Origin of the sequence: Microbispora sp. ATCC PTA-5024 (assembly GCF_000511135.2) — a bacterium.
In the GTDB taxonomy this organism is placed as follows: Bacteria; Actinomycetota; Actinomycetes; order Streptosporangiales; family Streptosporangiaceae; genus Microbispora; species Microbispora corallina.
Genome location: NZ_KI866522.1, coordinates 1,291,722 through 1,309,713, shown reverse-complemented (window position 1 = coordinate 1,309,713; position 17,992 = coordinate 1,291,722). Strand labels below are relative to the sequence as shown.

Genomic DNA, 17,992 nt, shown 5'->3' with positions numbered 1-17,992 from the left:
CGGTGCGGGTCCGGCCCTCTTCCCGATGAGCCGGGGCCGGGCCGCGCGCCACGATCGGGGCATGACCGACGAGAGCGCCGTGCGGCGCCTCCCCCGAACGCGGCGGCCCGTCCCGCCGCACCCGAAGGGCTCCCGAGCCCGGTTCGTGCCCGCCGCGCTGATCGCGCTCGGCGCCGTGCCCGTCGCGGCCGGCGCCTTCCGCCTGACCCAGCTCGCCGGCGGCGCCGCCGTCACGCCGGAGAACGCGCGGTTCTTCGCCGTGCCGCTGCCCGTGGTGCTGCACATCGTCGGCGCCTCCCTCTACACCGTGGCGGGCGCCTTCCAGTTCGCGCCCGGCTTCCGCCGCCGCAGGCCGGGGTGGCACCGCGTCGCCGGGCGGGTCCTGGTGCCGTGCGGGCTCACGGCGGCGCTGAGCGGCCTGTGGATGGCCGTCTACTATCCCCGCCCGGTGGGCGACGGCGACCTGACCGAGGTGTTCCGGCTCGTGTTCGGCACGGCCATGGCCGCGTCGATCGTCCTCGGCCTCGTCGCGATCCTGCGGCGGGACGTCCGGCGGCACCGCGCGTGGATGATGCGCGGCTACGCGATCGGGCAGGGGGCGGGCACGCAGGCGCTCACCCAGCTGCCCTGGATCCTCGTCGCCGGCCTGCCCGGCGAGACCACCCGGGCGTTCCTCATGGCCGCCGCCTGGATTCTCAACCTCGCCGTGGCGGAGTGGGTCATCCGGAGGCCCTGACGCGGTTGGTCTCGTAGGCCCACATCGCGATCTCGACCCGGTTGCGGGCGCCGAGCTTGGCCATGAGGCTCGCGATGTGGGTCTTGACCGTGCTCAGCGAGATGTGCAGCTCGTCGGCGATCTCGCTGTTGGTCCGCCCGCGGGCGACGGTGAGCAGGATCTCCTCCTCCCGGTACGTCAGCGCCTCCACGGGGTGGGCCGGGGGCGCGGCCGGTCCGGTGCGGGCGAAGGCCCCGAGCAGCCGCGCGGTGACGCTGGGCGCGATGAGCGCGTCGCCCTCGGCCGCGGCGTGGACGGCCTGGGAGAGCATCTGCGCCCCGGCGTTCTTGAGCAGGAAGCCCCGGGCGCCCGCCCGCAGCGCGGCGTAGACGTACTCGTCGAGGTCGAAGGTCGTGATGACGACCACGGCGAGGGGGTCGGGCACGCCGGGCCCCGCGAGGAGCCGGGTGGCCTCGATGCCGTCGAGACCGGGCATGCGGATGTCGAACAGGCAGACGTCGGGCCGCAGCCGGCGGGCGAGCTCCACCGCCCGCCGCCCGTCGGGGGCCTGGCCCACGACCTCGATGTCCGGCTGGGCGTCGAGGATCATCGCGAGCCCGGTGCGGACGATCTCCTGGTCGTCGGCGACGAGCACCCGGACGGTCATGAGGCGCCCCCGGTCAGCGGCAGCTCGGCGCTCACCGTCCACCCCCGCTGCGGGTCCGGACCGGCCACGCAGGTGCCGCCCAGCAGCCCGGCGCGTTCGACCATGCCGGCGATGCCGTACCCCGGCGCCCCGGCCGGGCGGATGAGGCCGCCGTCCCCGTCGTCGCTCACGCGCAGCCGCACCGACCTCTCGCCTGCGCTGACCCGGACCTCGATGCGGGTGGCGTGCCGCGCGTGCCGGATCGCGTTGGTGACCGACTCCTGGGCGATGCGGTAGACCGCCGCGCCGACCGCCGGAGGCAGCCGGTCGAGGTCGCCCGCGATCTCCACGTCGACCGGCGGGCCGGAGCGGCCGTCGTTCGCCAGCTCCCCGAGGTCGGCGATCTGCCGGCCGGGCGTCAGCTCCGCGGGCTCGTTCCTGCGCAGCACGCGGACCATGGCGCGCATCTCGTCGAGGGCGCGCGCGGCCTCCGCCTCGATCACCCGCAGCGCCTCCACCGCCGAGTCCGGCCGGGACGCCGACATGGCGAGGCCCGCCTGCGCGCGCACGGCCATGGCCGACACGTGGTGGGCGACCGTGTCGTGCAGGTCGCGGGCGAGCTGCTCCCGTTCGAGCAGCTTGATCCGGTCGAGCTCGCGCATCCGCTCCCCGGCCCGGTACCGGAACGCCCCGCCGAGGGCGGTGGACGCGAACAGCACGGCGAACGGGCCAATTACGTCGCCGGCGGTGGCGTGGTCGACGGTCACCGACAGGCAGACCGCGGCGAGCATGAGCGCCGTCCCCGTCACCACGTCGCGCCCCGACCCCCAGCGGAACAACGCGTACGGCAGGAGCAGCAGGAACGCGAGGGTGTAGTTGCCGAGCGGGCCGCCGCCCAGCAGGAGCGGGACGAGGCCGGTGACGACGAAGCAGATCGCGACCATGGGCAGGGGCCGCGTCCGGCGCCACAGCAGCATGGGCACGAGCGCGGCGGTCACGGCCGTCGAGACCGTCCGCCAGGGGAGATCCGGCCGCAGGACCCCTTCGAGGATCGCGAGCGGCACGAGAACGCCCACGAGCGCCCAGTCACGCCACACCCGCCGCGGCGGGTGCGGGGGAGGCGGCTCGTTCCACATGGAGCGAAGAAGGCCCGGCACGACACGATGGTACGAAACCCCCGTCCCCGTGACGCCCCTCGATCACCGGCGCCGAGGCGAGAGCGCGGGCGTCCCGCCGAAGCCGTCGCCTTTACGAGGGCGCGGGCGTCCCCCAGAGGCCGCGCGGGACTCTCACTGAGCGGGAGACCGCGGGCGCCCGCCTCCGCGCCCGTGCGACCGTTCTCGGCGGGCGGAAGATGGGACGGACGACTGTGACGCAGATCCGCGGCCTCGGCTACCTGAAGATCCAGACGAGCGACCTCCCCCGCTGGCGCGACCTCGTCCTCGACGGGCTCGGGTTCGCCGAGGGATCGGGACCCGACCCGGACGGCCTCTACCTGCGCATGGACGAGCGGCGGGCCCGGCTCGCCGTGCTGCCCGGCGACGCGGACCGGGTGCTCGCCGTGGGCTGGGAGGTCCGCGACCAGTTCGCCCTTGCCGCCGTCGGCCGCACGGTCGAGGCGTCGGGCACGCCGGTGAAGGTGCTGTCGGAGGCCGAGGCCGCCGAGCGCGACGCCGAGCAGGTCATCGCCTTCGCCGACCCCGCCGGCACCCCGGTCGAGGTCTTCTTCGGGCCCGTCCTCGACCACCGCCCGGTCCTGACCGGCAGGGGGCAGCGGTTCGTCACGGGCGTCCAGGGGATGGGCCACGTCGTCCTGCCCGCCCCCGCGATCGACGAGACCGTGGCCTTCTACACCGAGGTGCTGGGGTTCCTGCCGCGCGGCGCGTTCCGGCCCGCGGCCGGCCGGGGACGGGCGCCGCGCGTGCGCTTCCTCGGCGTGAACCGCCGCCACCACAGCCTGGCCATCTGCCCGGCCCCCCGGGGCGGGGACCCGGGCCTGGTGCACCTGATGGTGGAGGTCGACACCCTGGACGCCGTGGGCATGGCCTACGACCGGGTCCGCGACCTGGGGTTCTCGATCTCCTCGACGCTCGGACGGCACACCAACGACAAGATGGTGTCCTTCTACGTCCGCGCCCCCGGCGGCTGGGACGTCGAGTACGGCACCGACGGCGCCCTCGTCGACGAGGCCTACTACACGGCCGAGGAGATCACCAGCGACAGCTACTGGGGTCACGACTGGTCCGGCTCCGAGCCGCTGGCCGCGTTCTCCCCGCGCCCGTGACCGCCGGCCCTCCCACCCCGCCGGCGGACGTCCCCCCGGGTGAGCCGGTCGTGGCCCCCCGGCGGTTCGACCACGAGTGCGACGTGCTCGTCGTGGGCTTCGGATGCGCCGGCGCGGCGGCGGCGTACGAGGCGGCGGCCTCCGGAGCCCGCGTGATCGTGCTGGAGCGGGCGGACGCCCCCGGCGGCACGTCCGCGCTGTCCGGCGGAGAGATCTACCTCGGCGGCGGCACCTCCGTGCAGAAGGCGTGCGGCTTCGACGACACGCCGGACGACATGTTCGCCTACCTGCGGGCCGCGCTCGGCCCCCACGCCGACGAGGAGAAGCTGCGCCTGTACTGCGACGGCAGCCTGGAGCACTTCCGCTGGTTGACCGACCGGGGCGTGACGTTCACCGAGCGGCTGTACGGCGAGCCCTGCTGGATGCCGCCGACCGACGACGGGCTGATGTGGCTGGGGGAGAACGCCTGGCCGTACCGCACCCTCGCCCGCCCGGCGCCGCGCGGCCACCGCCCGCCCGCGCCGGGCTTCGCCGGGCGGCTGCTCATGGACGCCCTCGTGGCCGCCGCGACGTCGGCGGGCGCGACCTGCCACACCGGCACGAAGGCCGTGAACCTGGTGCTGGACGGCGGCGGCCGGGTGACCGGCGTCCTGGCCACCCGGTACGGCGAGCGGGTGGCCTACCGCGCCCGCCGCGGGGTCGTGCTCGCAACAGGCGGCTTCGCCGACTCCGACGAGATGCTGGAGCAGCACGCCCCCGCGCTGCTCGGTCACGCCCGGCTGACGTCGGGCGGCGACGACGGCGGCGGCATCCGGATGGCGGCGGCCCTCGGGGCGGCCACCCGGCGCATGTCGTCCGTCGAGGTCGCGCTGGCCGTGGTGCCCGGCGTCGTCGTGCGCGGCATGCTGGTCAACGCCGCCGGCCAGCGGTTCCTCAACGAGGACGTGTACCCCGGCCTGCTGAGCGCCGCGGCCGTGCTGCGGCAGCCCGCGCCGCTGTGGGCGATCGTGGACGAGGAGGGCTACGAGGCCGTCCCCGAGCCCGAGCGCTGGGGCGTCCGCCCCCGTCACGTCGCCGGGACGGTCGCCGAGCTGGAGTCCGCCCTCGGCATGCCGGCGGGGGCGCTCGCCGCCACCGTCGAGCTGTACAACCGGCACGCCGCGCGCGGCGAGGACCCCCTCTTCCACAAGGACGCCCGGTGGCTCAGGCCGCTGGCGCCGCCGTTCGCCGCCCTGGACCCCCGGGACGGGTTCTGGTCGGCCGGCCGGGGGACCGGGGTGTCCGGCTTCACCCTGGGCGGGCTGCGCACCACCCCGGACGGCGCCGTCCTGCGCCACTCCGGGCGGCCGATCGGCGGGCTGTACGCCGCGGGCCGGACCGCGGCCGGGCTGCACGGTGAGGGGTACGTCAGCGGGACGTCGCTGGGCGACGGCACGTTCTTCGGCCGGAGAGCCGGCCGGGCGGCGGCAGTGGAGGGCCGATGAACCGTTTCGAGGACAAGCGGGCGCTGGTGACCGGCGCCGGGTCGGGCATCGGCCGGGCGACGGCGGCGCGGCTGGTGGCCGAGGGGGCCACGGTGTTCGCCGTGGACAGGGACGAGGCCGGGCTGGCCGCGACCGGCGAGATCGTGGACGACCCCAAGCGCCTCCTCGCGCACGTCGCCGACCTGTCGTCGGAGGAGGGCGCGGCCGGGGCCGCGGCGGCCGCCGTCGCCGCGCTCGGCCGGATCGACGCCCTGGTCAACGTGGCGGGGTTCCTGCGGACCACCCCGGTCGCCACGCTCCGGCTCGACGACTACCGCGACCTGCTCGCGGTCAACCTGTTCGCCCCCGTCACGCTGGTGCGCGAGCTGCTGCCGCACATCCCGGAGGGCACCGGGGTGATCGTGAACGTCACCTCCACGGCCGCGACCCGGGCGCACCCCGGCATGACGGGCTACGCCGCGTCGAAGGGCGCGCTGCTGGCGTTCTCGATCAGCCTGGCCGCCGAGCTCGCGCCGCGCCGCATCCGGGTCGTCCCGGTCTCGCCCGGCGGCGTCGCGACGCCGCTCACCCGCGACAGGCAGACCTTCGCCGGCATCGACGTCCGGTGGTTCGCCCGCATCCACCCGCTGTGGGGCGCGCAGGGCAGGCCGGAGGACGTGGCCGGGGCGATCGCCTTCGCCGCCTCGTCAGACGGGGCGTACCTGAACGGCGTCGAGCTGCGCGTCGACGGCGGCTCGCACAGCTGACGCCGGCCCGTCAGGGGTCGGGGACCACGAGGGCGCCGTCGAGCGCCGCCCGTGTGATCGACGCGCGCAGGGCCTCGCAGCCGAGGAACAGCCCGCTGTCCTGGCCGTCGCCGAGCGCCGCGCGGCGCTCGGCGCAGGCGGCCGCGGCGGCGGCGGTCCACTGCACGCTGGTCTGCTGCCAGCTCGCCTTGCGCGCCTCGACGCCCGCGCCGCACCGGTCGCAGCGCACGGGGCGCATGCCGGGCCCGTCGACCAGGCGCTCGTCCCTCCGGACCGTCATGCCGGCCGGCCTCCGGCCGCCCTGCGGGCGATGTTCGCCTCGACCTCGGCCTGCCACGCCTCGGTCGTCCGGGACGTGTCCAGCTCGAACTCGAACCGCTCCACCATCTCGGGCCGGACGTCCGCCACGTCGACGTAGAACTGCTCGTACCAGCGGCGCAGCTGGTAGACCGGGCCGTCCTCCTCGCACAGCAGCGGGTTGTCGATGCGGGTCTTGCTCTTCCAGATCCGCACGTCCTGCTCGAAGCCCATCGCGATGAAGTTGGCGAGCTTGGCGGCCGTCTCGTCCGCCGCCGTGCCCTCCATGCCCTCCCCGCGCCTCACGATGATGCCGGACTGCAGCACGAACGAGTTCGCGTCGACCGGGTAGTGGCAGTTGATCAGCACGCACTCGACGTCCATCGTGTCGTAGTGGTACGTCAGGTCGTCGATCATGAAGGACGGCCCGTGGTAGGAGGCGACGGACGAGTTGCCCGTCATGACCCGGCCGCCCTCCCCGGCCTTCGGCGGCCGGACGTCGGGCCGCCGCACGCCCCGCATCACCTGCGTCGCCACGTGCCCCTCGAAGATGTTCTTGAAGTACGTCGGGAACGAGTAGTGCACGTAGAAGAAGTGCGCCATGTCGACCACGTTGTCGATGACCTCGCGGCAGTTGGCGTGGACGACGGTCTCACCCCACACCCAGTCGGTCCAGTCGTCGCGGGTGGCGCCCTCGATCCGGGGGATCGCCACCTCCGGCGGCGGCGGGTTGCCCTCGGGGTCGTTCCACACCAGGAGCAGGCCGTCCTGGTCGAGGGTCGTCCACGACGCCGTACGGGCCCGCAGCGGGACCCGGCGCGCGTACGGGATCTTCTTGCAGCGGCCGTCGCCGCCCCACCGCCAGTCGTGGAAGGGGCAGGCGATCTCGTCGCCCTTGACCGTGCCCTCGGCGAGGTTGCCGCCCATGTGGCGGCAGTAGGCGTCGAGGACGTTGAGCCGGCCGTCGCCGCTCTCGAACACCACCAGCCGCTGCCCGAAGGCGTCGACCGCGTGCGGGCGGCCGTCCCGGAACCGCTCCGACAGCCCCAGGCAGTGCCACCCCCGGGCGAACCGCGTGGGCGCCGCCTCCGCCTCGATGGCGCGGACTCCGCCGCGCTCCGCATCGACCGCAGTCACCTCGACCCGTCCCTTCGCAGGCGCGTTCCCTCCGGCGCAACGGTAGGCGGGTCGGCCCGGCCGGGGACCGCGAGTCCCGGTGGCCGGGATGTCCCCGGCGGCGGCCGGCCCTGCCGGCGCACCATCGGTCCCGGGCGGGGGAGCGGCGACCGCCGGCCCCCGGGAGGCGCACCCCCGAGGACCCGAGGACCCGAGGAACGGAGCGGCCCCACGATGAGCGACGACGTCCTGGAGCGCGTCCGGAGGCTGCTGCCCGCCATCGCGGAGCGGGCCGCGCTCGCCGACGAGAGCGCCCGGGTGCCCGCCGAGTCGATCGGGGAGCTCGCCGCCGCGGGGGTCTTCCGGATGCTCCAGCCCAAGAGGTACGGCGGCGCGGAGAGCGAGCCCGTGGCGTTCTTCGAGGCCGTGCGGGAGATCTCCGGCGTCTGCGGCTCGACCGGCTGGGTGGCGTCGGTGCTCGGCGTGCACCCCTGGCACGTCGCGCTGTTCGCGGAGGAGGCCCAGGACGAGGTCTGGGGCGGCGACCCCGGCGCGCTCGTCTCGTCCTCCTACGCCCCGGCGGGACGGCTGGCCCCGGCCGAGGGGGGCTGGGAGCTGTCGGGCCGGTGGCGGTTCTCCTCCGGCTGCGAGCACGCGTCGTGGGCGCTGGTGGGCGCCCTCGTCGTCGGCGCCAGGGGCCGCCCGGTGGACTTCATGACGGTGCTCGTCCCGCGCGCCGACTACCGCATCGAGGACGTCTGGGACGTCATCGGCCTGCGCGGCACGGCCAGCAACGACATCGTCGTCGAGCGCGCGTTCGTGCCGGACCACCGGGTCGTGCGCAACTACGACCAGGCCCATCTGCGTGGCCCCGGCCAGAAGGTCAACCCGGGCCCGCTCTACCGGATGCCGTTCGCGACGGTCTTCACGACGGCCATCACCGCCCCCGTGATCGGGGCGGTGGCCGGGTGCTACCGGTCGTACATCTCCGCCATGCGCGAGCGCGTACGGCTCAGCCTCGGCGGCGGCCGGTTCGCGGAGGACCAGTTCGCGCAGGTGGCGGTGGCCCGGGCGGCCTCCGAGATCGACGCGGCGATCCTGCAGACCGACCGCAACGTCCGCGAGGTGTACGAGCACGCCGTACGGGGCGACCGGATCCCGATGGAGCTGCGGCTGCGGGTGCGCCGCGACCAGGTGCGCGGGACCGAGCGGGCCCTTTCGGCCATCGACATCCTCTTCAAGACGGCCGGGGGCAACTCGCTGAGCCGGGGCAACCCGATCGAACGGGCCTGGCGGGACGCGCACGCGGGCAGCGTGCACGTCGCCAACGACGTCGAGCGGGCCCTCGCGATGTACGGCAGGGGCGAGTTCGGCCTGACGGTCGAGGACAACCTCGTGTGAGCCGGACGTGGTCCCGGCCACCGGTATCGGGCCTCGCGGGCCGCCCCGGGCCCGTGTGTATCGTCGTGGAGACGCGCAACGACCAGGGGGGACAGTGCCGAGAATCGCCGAGGCGAGGTCGCCGGCCGAGCCCAGCTCGCCGGAGCAGCGGGCCCGGCACCTGCGCATCCTCAGGGCCGCCGCGCGCATGGGGGCCGAGAAGGGGCTCGAGCGGGTCCAGATGCACGACGTGGCCAAGGAGGCCGGTGTGGCCATCGCCACGCTCTACCGCTACTTCCCCTCGAAGATCCACCTGTTCACGGCGGTGATGGCCGAGCAGATCGACAGGTTCAGGGAGGGCGCGCCCCGCCCGCGGCCCGGCACCGCTCCCGAGGACGCGGTCTCCGACCTGATGGTGCGGGCCAGCCGCGAGCTGGTGCGCCGCCCCGCGCTGGCCGTCGCCATGATCCAGTCGATGAGCGCGGCCCACGCCGCGGCGGTGGCCGACGCGATCAGGATCGACGCCACCTTCAGCGGCATCGTCCTCGACACGCTCGGCATCGAGACCCCCACCGCGCAGGACCTGACCCTCGTGCGGCTGCTCCTGCAGTGCTGGTACGGCCTGCTGCAGTCGAGCCTGAACGGCCGGGTCCCGATCGAGGACGCCGAGCACGACATCCGCACGGCGTGCCGCCTCCTGCTCGCGCCCCGCTCGAACGCCGTCCCCGGCTGAGGCTCACCCGTCCTGCGCGGCGCCGGGCACGCCCGTGACGTCGAGGGCGGCGCCGGGCACGCCCGTGACGTCGAGGGCGGCGTTGGGCACGCCGGTCGTGTCGAGGGCGGCCACCGCGTGCGCCGCGTACCCGCGCCGGGGGTCGCGCCCGCCGAAGTACGGCGTGAGCAGCGCGTCGATCTCCGCGACGTCGAACGCCCCGCCCTCCGCCCGGAAGGTCCGCTCCACGGCGGGCGCGGCCATCAGCGCCACCAGGTCGGCGTACACGACGAACACCTGGCCGGTGATCCGGGCCGAGGCGGGGGAGGCGAGGTAGCTCACGAACGTGGCGACCCGTTCCGGGGCGAGGGCGTCGAGCCCCCCGGAGGAGCCGCCGGAGGAGCCCTCGGTGCCGCCGGTGGACCCGGGGGAGCCGCCGGACGCGGGGCTCTCGCCGAACACGCGGGCCGTCATGGCCGTGCGCGCCCGCGGGCAGATGGCGTTGGCCGTCACGCCGTACTTCGCGGTGCTCTGGGCGGTCGCGAGCGTCAGCGCGACGATCCCCGCCTTGGCCGCGGCGTAGTTGGGCTGGCCGGGCGAGCCGAACAGGAACGCCTCGGACGACGTGTTGACGATCCGGCCGTAGACGGGCCCGCCGGCGGCCTTGCTCGCGCCCCGCCAGTACGCCGTGGCGGCGCGGGACAGCGCCGCGTGTCCCTTGAGGTGGACCCGGACGACCGTGTCCCAGTCGTCCTCGCCCAGGTTGAACACCATCCGGTCGCGCAGCACGCCCGCGTTGTTCACCACGACGTCGAGCCGGCCGAACGTGTCGACGGCGGCCCGGACGAGCAGGTCGCCGGTGGTCCAGTCGCCGACGTCCCCGGTGACGGCGACCGCCGTGCCGCCCAGCTTCCCGATCTCGGCCGCGACCTCGCCCGCCGCCGGGCCCACGTCGTTCACGACGACGCCCGCGCCGCTGGCGGCGAGCGCCAGCGCCTCGGCGCGGCCGATGCCGCCGCCCGCGCCGGTCACGATCGCCGCCCTGCCGTCCAGGCCGGTGTGTCCGCTCATCGGCTCGCTCCCCGCTCCCATGGTCCGGATCATGGTCCGGATCGGTGAAACTAGTACGGGTGGCCCGTCCGGATCAGCGCGTGTCCCGGTGAGCGGGGTCGCCCAGCGCCCGCAGCACCTCGGGACGCACCACCTTGCCGGTCGCGTTGCGGGGCAGCGGCTCGGTCGTGAGGCGCCACCGCGACGGGACCTTGTAGTACGCGAGCGCCTCCGCGGCGTGCGCCCGCAGGTCGCCCTCGCCGACCGGGCGGCCGGGGGCGGTCACCACCACCGCGGCGACCTCCTGGCCGAGGTCGGGATGGGGGACGCCGACGACCGCGCACTCCAGCACGCCCCGGTGCTCGGCCAGCACGGCCTCCACCTCGGCCGGGTAGACGTTCTCGCCGCCGCGCAGGATGAGGTCGGTCCTGCGGCTGGTCAGCCGCAGCCGCCCCTGCCCGTCGAGCGTCCCGATGTCGCCGGTGCGCAGCCACCGGCCGGCGTCGAGGGCCCGGGCCGAGGCCTCGGGGTCGTCCCAGTAGCCGAGCATCGTGTACGGGCCGCGGGCGCAGATCTCGCCCTCCTCGCCCGGCGGCAGCGCCCTGCCCTCGGGATCGCGGATCTCCACCCGAACGGCCGGGATCGGCCGGCCGACGCTGTCCGGAGCCTCGGCGAGGTCGGCCGGAGAGGCCACCGTGATGCCCGTGCACGACTCGGTCAGGCCGTAGCTGTCCACGAGCGCACGACGGGCGGCCGGGAGCGCCCGCCGCAGCCGCTCCTTGAACGCGGGCGAGGACGGCGCCGACGCCAGCGAGAACGCGGTCAGTGACGACAGGTCGTACGACGACAGGTCGCCGCGCTCGACCAGGCGGTGGGCCATGGTGGGCACGGCGCCCCAGTTCGTCACCCGCTCGCGCTCGATCAGGCCCAGCACCGCGTCCACGTCGAAGGCGCCCTGGTGCATGACGACGGCGCCGCCGGTGGCCAGGCGGGGGACGGCGAGGTTGTGCAGGCCCGCGATGTGGAACAGCGGCAGCGCCAGAAGGTGGCGGCGGCCGGCCGGCTCCAGCGGGTCGCCCAGGCCGCGGGCGAGCGCGTCGTTCAGCCGGTGGTACTCCACGACCGACGTGAGGTTGCGGTGGGAGTGGACCGCCCCCTTCGGCCGTCCGGACGTCCCGCTCGTGTAGAGGATGACGGCGGGGTCGTCCTCCCCGGCGTCGTGCACCCGCAGCGGCGCCCCCTCGTGCCGCCGGGCCAGGCGCGGCAGGTCCTCCTCGATCGTGAGGACCCGCGCGGCGCCGGACGACCGCTCCGCCCGTTCGGCGTCGGCCACGACGACCGCGGGCGTCGTGTGGCCGAGCGCGTACCCGACCTCGCGCCGGGACCACCAGGCGTTGTATCCGACCGCCACCGCGCCCGCCGCCACCGCCGCCCAGAACGCGGCGATCCACCCGGGGGAGTTGGCCGCGTTGACGGCCACGCGGTCGCCGGGCCGCACCCCGAAGTCGTCGCGCAGGGCCGCCGCGAGCGACGCGACCAGCGCGGCGTGCCCGGCGAAGCTGAGCCGCTCGGACGCCGTGACGACGTAGTCGCGCTCGCCGTACGCGGCGGACCGGGCCAGGATCTCGCCCAGGTTCCGGTGGCGGCGGCGCCGGAAGACGGGCGTCCGCGCGCCGAGCACGTCCTCCTCGGCGATCTCGAACTCCCCGCCGGGCCCGGTCAGGCGGGCCATCACAGCGGCCGCCGTCGCCGCCGGATCCGTGGACGTGGCCATCGCGCCCCTCCCGTCTCCACCGGGGGCCATTCTCGGCCGCGACGCCCGCCGCGCGGCGTGCGTCTCCCGGTGATCGGGACCGCCTCCGCCGGCCGCGGGCTCCCGGTGAGCGGGACGCCCCTTCCGCGTCACGCCCCCCGTGCCGATCATGGCCGTCACCGCACCGCTCGCCAGGGGAGACCGATGGGAACGCTCGCCTCGAAGGCCGCGATCGTGACCGGCGCAGGCCAGGGCGTGGGGCAGGGCATCGCGCTCGCCCTCGCCGCCGAGGGCGCGGACGTCGCCGTCCTCGGCCGCACCATGCGGAAGCTGGAGGCCACGTGCGGCATGATCCGCGACCGGGGCGGCCGGGCCGAGCCGTTCCTGTGCGACGTCGCCGACACCGACGCGGTGCCCGCCGTGGTCGAGGAGGTCGCGGCCCGGCTCGGCGGCGTGGACGTGCTGGTCAACAACGCCTACTCCGGGGCGTTCGGGCCGCTGCTGTCGATGAGCGACGCCGACTTCCGCCGGGGCTTCCTCAGCGGCCCGTTCGCGGCGTTCGCGTTCATGAAGGCCTGTCACCCGCACATGAAGGCCCGGGGCGGCGGCAGCATCGTCAACCTCGTGACCTCGGCCATGGTCCGCTGGGACCCCAGCACGTACGGCGCCTACGCCGCGGCGAAGCAGGCGCTGCGCTCGCTGACCCGGACGGCGGCGGCGGAGTGGGGCCGGGACGGCATCCGGGCCAACTGCGTCGCCCCCCACGCGCTGTCGCCGTCGCTCAGGCGATGGGCCGAGGCCGACCCGGCGCGGGCCGAGGAGTTCCGCAGGACGATCCCCCTCGGGTACGTCGGCGACTGCGAGGAGGACATCGGGCGGGCCGTGGTCGCGCTGGTCGGCCCCGATCTGAGGTACCTGACCGGCGCCACCGTCCCGCTCGACGGCGGCCAGGCGAACTTCGGCTGAGCGGAGGCGACGTGGACCTGCGGGAGACCCCGGACCAGCGGCGCCTGCGCGTCGAGCTCCGCGCGTACTTCGCGGACCTGCTCCCCGAGGAGGAGCGGCGGCGGGCGGGCGAGGCGGGGGTGGGCGGCGACCGGTTCCGGGAGATCGTCCGCAGGCTCGGCGCGGACGGCTGGCTCGGGCTCGGGTGGCCGGTCGAGTACGGCGGCCGGGGACGCTCCCTGGAGGACCAGTACGTGTTCTTCGACGAGGTGCAGCGGGCCGGCCTGCCGTTCCCGTTCGTCACCGTCAACACCGTCGGCCCGACGCTGATGAGCCACGGCACCGAGGAGCAGAGGCGACGGTTCCTGCCCGGGATCCTCGCCGGGGAGATCGTCTTCGCGATCGGCTACACCGAGCCCGGCGCGGGCACCGACCTGGCGTCCCTGACCACCCGCGCCGTACGGGAGGGGGACGAGTTCGTGGTCGACGGCGCGAAGATCTTCACGAGCGGCGCGAACACCGCCGACTTCGTCTGGCTCGCCTGCCGGACCGACCCCGGTGCCCCGAGGCACCGCGGCATCTCGATCCTCATCGTCTCCACAGGCGCTTCCGGCTTCTCCTGGAGCCCCATCAGGACGGTGGGCGGCACGGTCGTGACCGCCACGTACTACAGCGGCGTGCGCGTGCCCGCCCGCGACGTGGTCGGCGAGGTGAACGGCGGCTGGCGGCTCATCACCACCCAGCTCAACCACGAGCGCGTCGGCCTCGCGGCGCTCGGCGGCCGCATGATCGAGCTGTGGGAGGGCGTGCTCGACTGGGCCGTCGCCGACGGCCGGCTCGACCTGCCCTGGGTCCGGCGCGAGCTCGCCCTCTGCCACGTCCGGCTGGAGGCCATGCGGCTGCTCAACTGGAAGATGGCCGGCGCGGCCGCCCGCGGCGAGCTGACCGGCGCCGGCGCCGCCGCTGCCAAGGTGTACGGCACCGAGACGCACATCCACGTGCAGAGGGTCCTGACCGGCGTGCTCGGGGCCGCCGGGCGGATCCGCCCCGAGTCCCCGGGGGCCGTGCTGGGCGGGCAGCTCGAGCAGCTGTCCCGGCAGGGCGTCGTGAACACGTTCGGCGGCGGGGTGAACGAGGTCCTCCGCGACATGATCGCCACCCAGGGGCTCGGCCTGCCCCGGACGGACAGGTGACCGTGGACTTCACGCTCGGCGAGGAGCTGGAGGCGGTGCGCGACCTGGCCCGGAAGGTCTTCGCCGGCCACACCCGGCCGGAACGGCTCGACGCGGTGGACGCCTCCGCGGACCGGATCGACGCCGGCCTGTGGGCCGACCTGGGCAGGACGGGCCTGCTCGGCGTCGCGCTCCCCGGACGGCACGGCGGCGCCGGGCTCGGCCCGGCCGGCCTGTGCGTGCTGCTGGAGGAGCAGGGACGCCGGGTCGCGCCGGTGCCGGTGTGGCCCGCCGTCGTGGGGGCGCTCGCGGTGGCCGGCCACGGCGACGAGGAGCAGCGGCGCGGCCTGCTGCCCGCCCTCGCGGACGGCTCGTCGCGGCTTACCGTGGCGCTGGAGGAGTTCGGCCCGGACGACCCGGGCTCGCCCGCCTGCCGCGCCGAGCACGACGGCGGCCGGTGGCGGCTCACCGGGACCAAGGCCGTCGTCCCGGCGCCGTCCGGGGCCGGCCACGTGCTGGTCTCGGCCCGTACGGAGGCGGGCCCCGGGCTCTTTCTGGTCGCGTCGGGCGCGGAGGGCGCGGCGTGGGAGCGGGCCGAGACCACGACCCGCGACCTGGCGGGCACCCTCGTCCTGTCCGGGGCTCCGGCCTCCGCGGTCGGCGTCCCGGGAGGGGAGGCGCTCGCCCGGACCCTGGAGGTCGCGTCGGTCGCGCTGGCGGCGCTCCAGCTCGGGGTGGCCGAGGGCGCGCTGGACCACGCGGTCGCCCACGTGCGCGAGCGGGTGCAGTTCGGCCGTCCGCTGGGGGCGTTCCAGGCCGTGCGGCACCAGGTCGCGGACTGCTTCATCGAGATCGAGGCCCTGCGGGCGTGCCTGTGGCAGGCCGTGTGCGCGATCGAGGAGGGGGACGCGGACGCGGCCGTCCTCGTGGCGAAATGGTGGGCCGACGAGGCCGGGCCCGGCGTGGTGCACCGCGTGCAGCACCTCCACGGCGGCTCGGGGGTCGACGTCTCCCACCCCGTGCACCGCCACCTGCTGTGGGGCAGGCAGATCGCCGGCACCCTCGGCGGGGCCGCCGCCGGGCTCGACCGCCTCGGCGCCGTGCTCGCCGCCCGCGCGCGGACCGCTCACGGCCATCGCCCGTGAGGGGGCCGGCCGGTGAGCCCCGTCAGCCCGGTGGCGGGCGCGTCACCAGGTAGCGGGCCGGCACCTCGCCCCCGCCGTGCACGGCCAGGTCCGCGCCCGTGACGTACGACGCGAGGTCGCTCGCGAGGAACAGGCACGCGTCCGCCACGTCGCCGGGAGCGGCGAGCCGGCCCAGGGGGACGACCCCGGCGACCGCGGCGCCGCCGTCCTCGCCGTACACGCCCGCCGCCGCCTCGGTGAGGACGAGGCCGGTCGTGATGTGGTTGACCCGCACCCGGGGCGCCCACTCCAGGGCCAGCGCCCGGGTCAGCGCGAGCAGCCCCGCCTTGGCGGCGGAGTAGGCGGCGACGCCCGGTTGCGGATCGTGGGCGGCGACGCTGCCGATGTTGACGATCGAGCCGCCGCCCTCCTGAGCCTGCATGATCCTGTTGGCCGGCTGGGCCACGTAGAAGGGCGCCAGCAGGTTGAGGTCGACGATCCTCGCGACGAACCGCGGGGAGACGGCCGCCGCGTCGGCGGAAGGGGACCCGCCCGCGTTGTTCACCAGCACGTCGAGCCGTCCGAGACGGGCGGCCGCCGCCTCCACCAGCCCGGCCGCCGCGGCCGCGTCCCGGATGTCGGCCGCGACGAACCCGGCCGTCCTGCCGCCCGCGCTCGGGAGCGCGGCCGGCTCGGTCCGTCCGCCGACCACCACCTCGGCGCCCGCCGCGAGGAGCCGCTCGGCGATCGCGAACCCGATGCCCCGGGTGCCCCCGGTGACGAGCGCCGCGCGCCCGGTGAGGTCGATGCCCATCCCGCTCCCTCCGACGGCCGGCCCCAGGGAGGGTAGGGGCCGGCGGCCCGGCGCCGGGCGCGCCGTACCGATGACCGGGACCCGCCCCGGCGCCCGGCCGCCGTACGGCGGCACGATGGCCGGACCGTCACGCACCCCCGGCCGCAGGCAGGCAGCGATGAGCGAGATCGACGCACCGACGATTCCGGCCGCCCTGGACCGCGCCGCGCGCGACTTCCCCCACGTCGAGGCCGTCGTGGACGGGCCGGTACGGCTGACCTTCGGCGAGCTGCGGGACCGGGTCCGCACGGTGGCGCGGGCCTTCGCCGCCCTCGGCGTCGGGCGGGGGGACCCGGTCGCGATCTGGGCGCCGAACGGCGTCCGCTGGGTGCTGACCGCGCTCGGCGCCCTCGGCGCGGGGGCGGTGCTGGTGCCGCTCAACACCCGGTACAAGGGGGACGAGGCCCGGTGGCCCCTCGCCCGGAGCGGGGCGGGCGTGCTGTTCGTCGAGGACGGCTTCCTCGGCAACGGCTACCTGGCGATGCTCGGCGCCGGGACCGGGGAGGAGTCCGCCCAGGCGCCCGGGGTGCCGGGACTGCCGGCCCTCCGGACGGTCATCACGTACGACGAGGCGGAGGGCCCGGGGGTGATCGGCTGGACCCGGTTCCTGGAGGGCGTGCACGCCGTGCCGGAGGACGAGGCGCGCTCCCGATGGAGCTCGGTGACCGGGGACGACGTGGCCGACGTGCTGTTCACCTCGGGCACGACCGGCAGGTCGAAGGGGGTGATGTGCACCCACGCGCAGGACGTGCGGACCTACGAGGCGTGGTGCGACCGGACCGGCCTGCGCCGCGGCGACCGCTACCTCGTGGTCAACCCGTTCTTCCACTGCTTCGGCTACAAGGCGGGCATCCTCGCCTGCCTGCTGCGCGGGGCCACGATGGTCCTGCAGAAGGTGTTCGACGCGGGTGAGACGATGCGGCTCGTCGAGGCCGAGAGGATCACCGTCCTGCCCGGGCCGCCCACGGTCTACGTCTCCCTGCTCGACGCGCCCGGCCGCGACCGTCACGACCTGTCCTCGCTGCGGCTCGCGGTGACCGGCGCCGCCGTCGTGCCGATCGAGCTCGTCCGGCGCCTGCGGTTTGAGCTGTTCCCGCAGGTCGTCACGGCGTACGGGCTGACGGAGGCCTGCGGGACGGTCACGTCCTGCTCGGTGGGGGACGACGACGCGACCGTGGCCGCCACCTCAGGACGCCCGATCGACGGCGTGGAGGTCGCCGTGGTCGACGGCCGTGGCGAGCCGGTCCCGCCGGGGGAGGACGGAGAGATCCTCGTCCGCGGCCACAACGTCATGAAGGGCTATCTCGGCGATGAGGAGGCGACGGCCGCGGCCGTGCGGGACGGCTGGCTCGCCACCGGCGACCGCGGCCGCCTCGACGCGCGCGGCCACCTCACCGTGACCGGCAGGTCCACCGACATGTTCACCGTCGGCGGGTTCAACGTGTACCCGGCGGAGGTGGAGCACGTGCTCGCCGGGCACGAGGCGGTCGCCGAGGCCGTCGTGGTGGGGATCCCCGACCGGCGGCTCGGCGAGGTGGGACGGGCCTACGTGCGGGCCCGCCCCGGCGCCGCGGCGACGCCCGAGGACCTCATCGCGCACTGCCGGAGCAGGCTCGCCGGCTTCAAGGTGCCCCGCGAGGTCGTCTTCGTCGCCGACCTGCCCCGCAACGCGGCCGGCAAGGTCGTCCGGTCCCGTCTCCCCTGACCGCCCGCCG

General features: G+C 75.7%; 17 protein-coding genes. 10 read left to right on the top strand and 7 right to left on the bottom strand.

Features of this window, described 5'->3' with window-relative positions:
• The first annotated feature begins 61 nt into the window (after window positions 1-61).
• Window positions 62-736: a DUF2306 domain-containing protein gene (locus tag MPTA5024_RS05890; RefSeq protein ID WP_084369439.1), complete on the top strand. Its 675-nt coding sequence runs from the start codon at window positions 62-64 to the stop codon at window positions 734-736.
• Here MPTA5024_RS05890 and MPTA5024_RS05885 read toward each other — a convergent pair.
• Both MPTA5024_RS05885 and MPTA5024_RS05880 read right to left on the bottom strand, forming a co-directional pair.
• Window positions 720-1,382 carry a response regulator gene (locus MPTA5024_RS05885; protein ID WP_036320560.1) on the bottom strand — a complete coding sequence of 221 codons (663 nt, stop codon included), beginning with the start codon at window positions 1,380-1,382 and terminating at the stop codon, window positions 720-722. The genes MPTA5024_RS05890 and MPTA5024_RS05885 overlap by 17 nt on opposite strands.
• Window positions 1,379-2,518 carry a sensor histidine kinase gene (locus tag MPTA5024_RS05880; protein WP_036320558.1) on the bottom strand — a complete coding sequence of 380 codons (1,140 nt, stop codon included), beginning with the start codon at window positions 2,516-2,518 and terminating at the stop codon, window positions 1,379-1,381. Before MPTA5024_RS05880 ends, MPTA5024_RS05885 begins: the two co-directional genes overlap by 4 nt.
• Before the next feature lie 212 nt (window positions 2,519-2,730).
• On the opposite strand from MPTA5024_RS05880, the gene bphC reads away from it, so the two are divergent.
• The 3 genes from bphC to MPTA5024_RS05865 are packed head-to-tail and all read left to right on the top strand — an operon-like array spanning window position 2,731 to window position 5,875.
• Window positions 2,731-3,645: a biphenyl-2,3-diol 1,2-dioxygenase gene (gene bphC / locus MPTA5024_RS05875; protein ID WP_036320556.1), complete on the top strand. Its 915-nt coding sequence runs from the start codon at window positions 2,731-2,733 to the stop codon at window positions 3,643-3,645.
• A 50-nt stretch (window positions 3,646-3,695) separates the two neighbouring features.
• On the top strand, window positions 3,696-5,129 hold the full coding sequence (locus tag MPTA5024_RS05870) for an FAD-dependent oxidoreductase (RefSeq protein ID WP_036320553.1): 1,434 nt from the start codon (window positions 3,696-3,698) through the stop codon (window positions 5,127-5,129).
• Window positions 5,126-5,875 carry an SDR family NAD(P)-dependent oxidoreductase gene (locus tag MPTA5024_RS05865; RefSeq protein WP_036320551.1) on the top strand — a complete coding sequence of 250 codons (750 nt, stop codon included), beginning with the start codon at window positions 5,126-5,128 and terminating at the stop codon, window positions 5,873-5,875. The genes MPTA5024_RS05870 and MPTA5024_RS05865 overlap by 4 nt, the downstream gene beginning before the upstream one ends.
• A 10-nt stretch (window positions 5,876-5,885) precedes the next feature.
• Here the strand turns inward: MPTA5024_RS05865 and MPTA5024_RS05860 are convergent, their stop codons facing one another.
• Both MPTA5024_RS05860 and MPTA5024_RS05855 read right to left on the bottom strand, forming a co-directional pair.
• Window positions 5,886-6,155, bottom strand: coding sequence for a hypothetical protein (locus MPTA5024_RS05860; RefSeq protein ID WP_036320548.1), 270 nt, complete (start codon window positions 6,153-6,155; stop codon window positions 5,886-5,888).
• Window positions 6,152-7,309: a Rieske 2Fe-2S domain-containing protein gene (locus MPTA5024_RS05855; protein ID WP_036320545.1), complete on the bottom strand. Its 1,158-nt coding sequence runs from the start codon at window positions 7,307-7,309 to the stop codon at window positions 6,152-6,154. Before MPTA5024_RS05855 ends, MPTA5024_RS05860 begins: the two co-directional genes overlap by 4 nt.
• Before the next feature lie 213 nt (window positions 7,310-7,522).
• On the opposite strand from MPTA5024_RS05855, the gene hsaA reads away from it, so the two are divergent.
• Window positions 7,523-8,689, top strand: a complete 1,167-nt coding sequence (hsaA, locus tag MPTA5024_RS05850) for a 3-hydroxy-9,10-secoandrosta-1,3,5(10)-triene-9,17-dione monooxygenase oxygenase subunit (protein WP_036320543.1) — start codon at window positions 7,523-7,525, stop codon at window positions 8,687-8,689.
• 94 nt (window positions 8,690-8,783) lie between these two features.
• Complete coding sequence (locus tag MPTA5024_RS05845) at window positions 8,784-9,401, top strand: TetR/AcrR family transcriptional regulator (protein ID WP_036320541.1); 618 nt, start codon at window positions 8,784-8,786, stop codon at window positions 9,399-9,401.
• Window positions 9,402-9,404: 3 nt separating this feature from the next.
• On the opposite strand, the gene MPTA5024_RS05840 is transcribed toward MPTA5024_RS05845, so the two are convergent.
• Together MPTA5024_RS05840 and MPTA5024_RS05835 are read right to left on the bottom strand one after the other, a co-directional pair.
• Window positions 9,405-10,451 carry an SDR family NAD(P)-dependent oxidoreductase gene (locus MPTA5024_RS05840; RefSeq protein ID WP_084369438.1) on the bottom strand — a complete coding sequence of 349 codons (1,047 nt, stop codon included), beginning with the start codon at window positions 10,449-10,451 and terminating at the stop codon, window positions 9,405-9,407.
• 73 nt (window positions 10,452-10,524) lie between these two features.
• The gene (locus MPTA5024_RS05835; protein ID WP_051457742.1) at window positions 10,525-12,204 is read right to left on the bottom strand and encodes a class I adenylate-forming enzyme family protein; all 1,680 of its coding nucleotides are present in this window, start codon (window positions 12,202-12,204) and stop codon (window positions 10,525-10,527) included.
• Window positions 12,205-12,387: 183 nt separating this feature from the next.
• Between MPTA5024_RS05835 and MPTA5024_RS05830 the strand changes: the two genes are divergently transcribed.
• From MPTA5024_RS05830 to MPTA5024_RS05820, 3 genes are read left to right on the top strand one after another with little or no spacing between them, the layout of a single operon-like run.
• Window positions 12,388-13,149, top strand: a complete 762-nt coding sequence (locus MPTA5024_RS05830; protein WP_036320539.1) for an SDR family NAD(P)-dependent oxidoreductase — start codon at window positions 12,388-12,390, stop codon at window positions 13,147-13,149.
• 11 nt (window positions 13,150-13,160) lie between these two features.
• Complete coding sequence (locus tag MPTA5024_RS05825; RefSeq protein WP_036320537.1) at window positions 13,161-14,321, top strand: acyl-CoA dehydrogenase family protein; 1,161 nt, start codon at window positions 13,161-13,163, stop codon at window positions 14,319-14,321.
• Window positions 14,318-15,445, top strand: coding sequence for an acyl-CoA dehydrogenase family protein (locus MPTA5024_RS05820; RefSeq protein WP_232326234.1), 1,128 nt, complete (start codon window positions 14,318-14,320; stop codon window positions 15,443-15,445). The genes MPTA5024_RS05825 and MPTA5024_RS05820 overlap by 4 nt, the downstream gene beginning before the upstream one ends.
• A 22-nt stretch (window positions 15,446-15,467) precedes the next feature.
• On the opposite strand, the gene MPTA5024_RS05815 is transcribed toward MPTA5024_RS05820, so the two are convergent.
• Window positions 15,468-16,238, bottom strand: coding sequence for an SDR family oxidoreductase (locus MPTA5024_RS05815; RefSeq protein ID WP_036320535.1), 771 nt, complete (start codon window positions 16,236-16,238; stop codon window positions 15,468-15,470).
• A gap of 157 nt (window positions 16,239-16,395) precedes the next feature.
• On the opposite strand from MPTA5024_RS05815, the gene MPTA5024_RS05810 reads away from it, so the two are divergent.
• A complete protein-coding gene (locus tag MPTA5024_RS05810) occupies window positions 16,396-17,982 on the top strand; it encodes a FadD3 family acyl-CoA ligase (RefSeq protein WP_036320533.1) in 1,587 nt (528 codons plus the stop codon).
• Window positions 17,983-17,992: the final 10 nt, after the last annotated feature.

Bases quoted from the DNA above. Each gene is read 5' to 3' on its own strand.
- MPTA5024_RS05890 (WP_084369439.1), top strand. From the start codon at position 62: ATGACCGACGAGAGCGCCGTGCGGCGCCTCCCCCGAACGCGGCGGCCC.
- MPTA5024_RS05885 (WP_036320560.1), bottom strand. From the start codon at position 1,382: ATGACCGTCCGGGTGCTCGTCGCCGACGACCAGGAGATCGTCCGCACC.
- MPTA5024_RS05865 (WP_036320551.1), top strand. From the start codon at position 5,126: ATGAACCGTTTCGAGGACAAGCGGGCGCTGGTGACCGGCGCCGGGTCG.
- MPTA5024_RS05860 (WP_036320548.1), bottom strand. From the start codon at position 6,155: ATGACGGTCCGGAGGGACGAGCGCCTGGTCGACGGGCCCGGCATGCGC.
- hsaA (WP_036320543.1), top strand. From the start codon at position 7,523: ATGAGCGACGACGTCCTGGAGCGCGTCCGGAGGCTGCTGCCCGCCATC.
- MPTA5024_RS05840 (WP_084369438.1), bottom strand. From the start codon at position 10,451: ATGAGCGGACACACCGGCCTGGACGGCAGGGCGGCGATCGTGACCGGC.
- MPTA5024_RS05835 (WP_051457742.1), bottom strand. From the start codon at position 12,204: ATGGCCACGTCCACGGATCCGGCGGCGACGGCGGCCGCTGTGATGGCC.
- MPTA5024_RS05830 (WP_036320539.1), top strand. From the start codon at position 12,388: ATGGGAACGCTCGCCTCGAAGGCCGCGATCGTGACCGGCGCAGGCCAG.
- MPTA5024_RS05815 (WP_036320535.1), bottom strand. From the start codon at position 16,238: ATGGGCATCGACCTCACCGGGCGCGCGGCGCTCGTCACCGGGGGCACC.
- MPTA5024_RS05810 (WP_036320533.1), top strand. From the start codon at position 16,396: ATGAGCGAGATCGACGCACCGACGATTCCGGCCGCCCTGGACCGCGCC.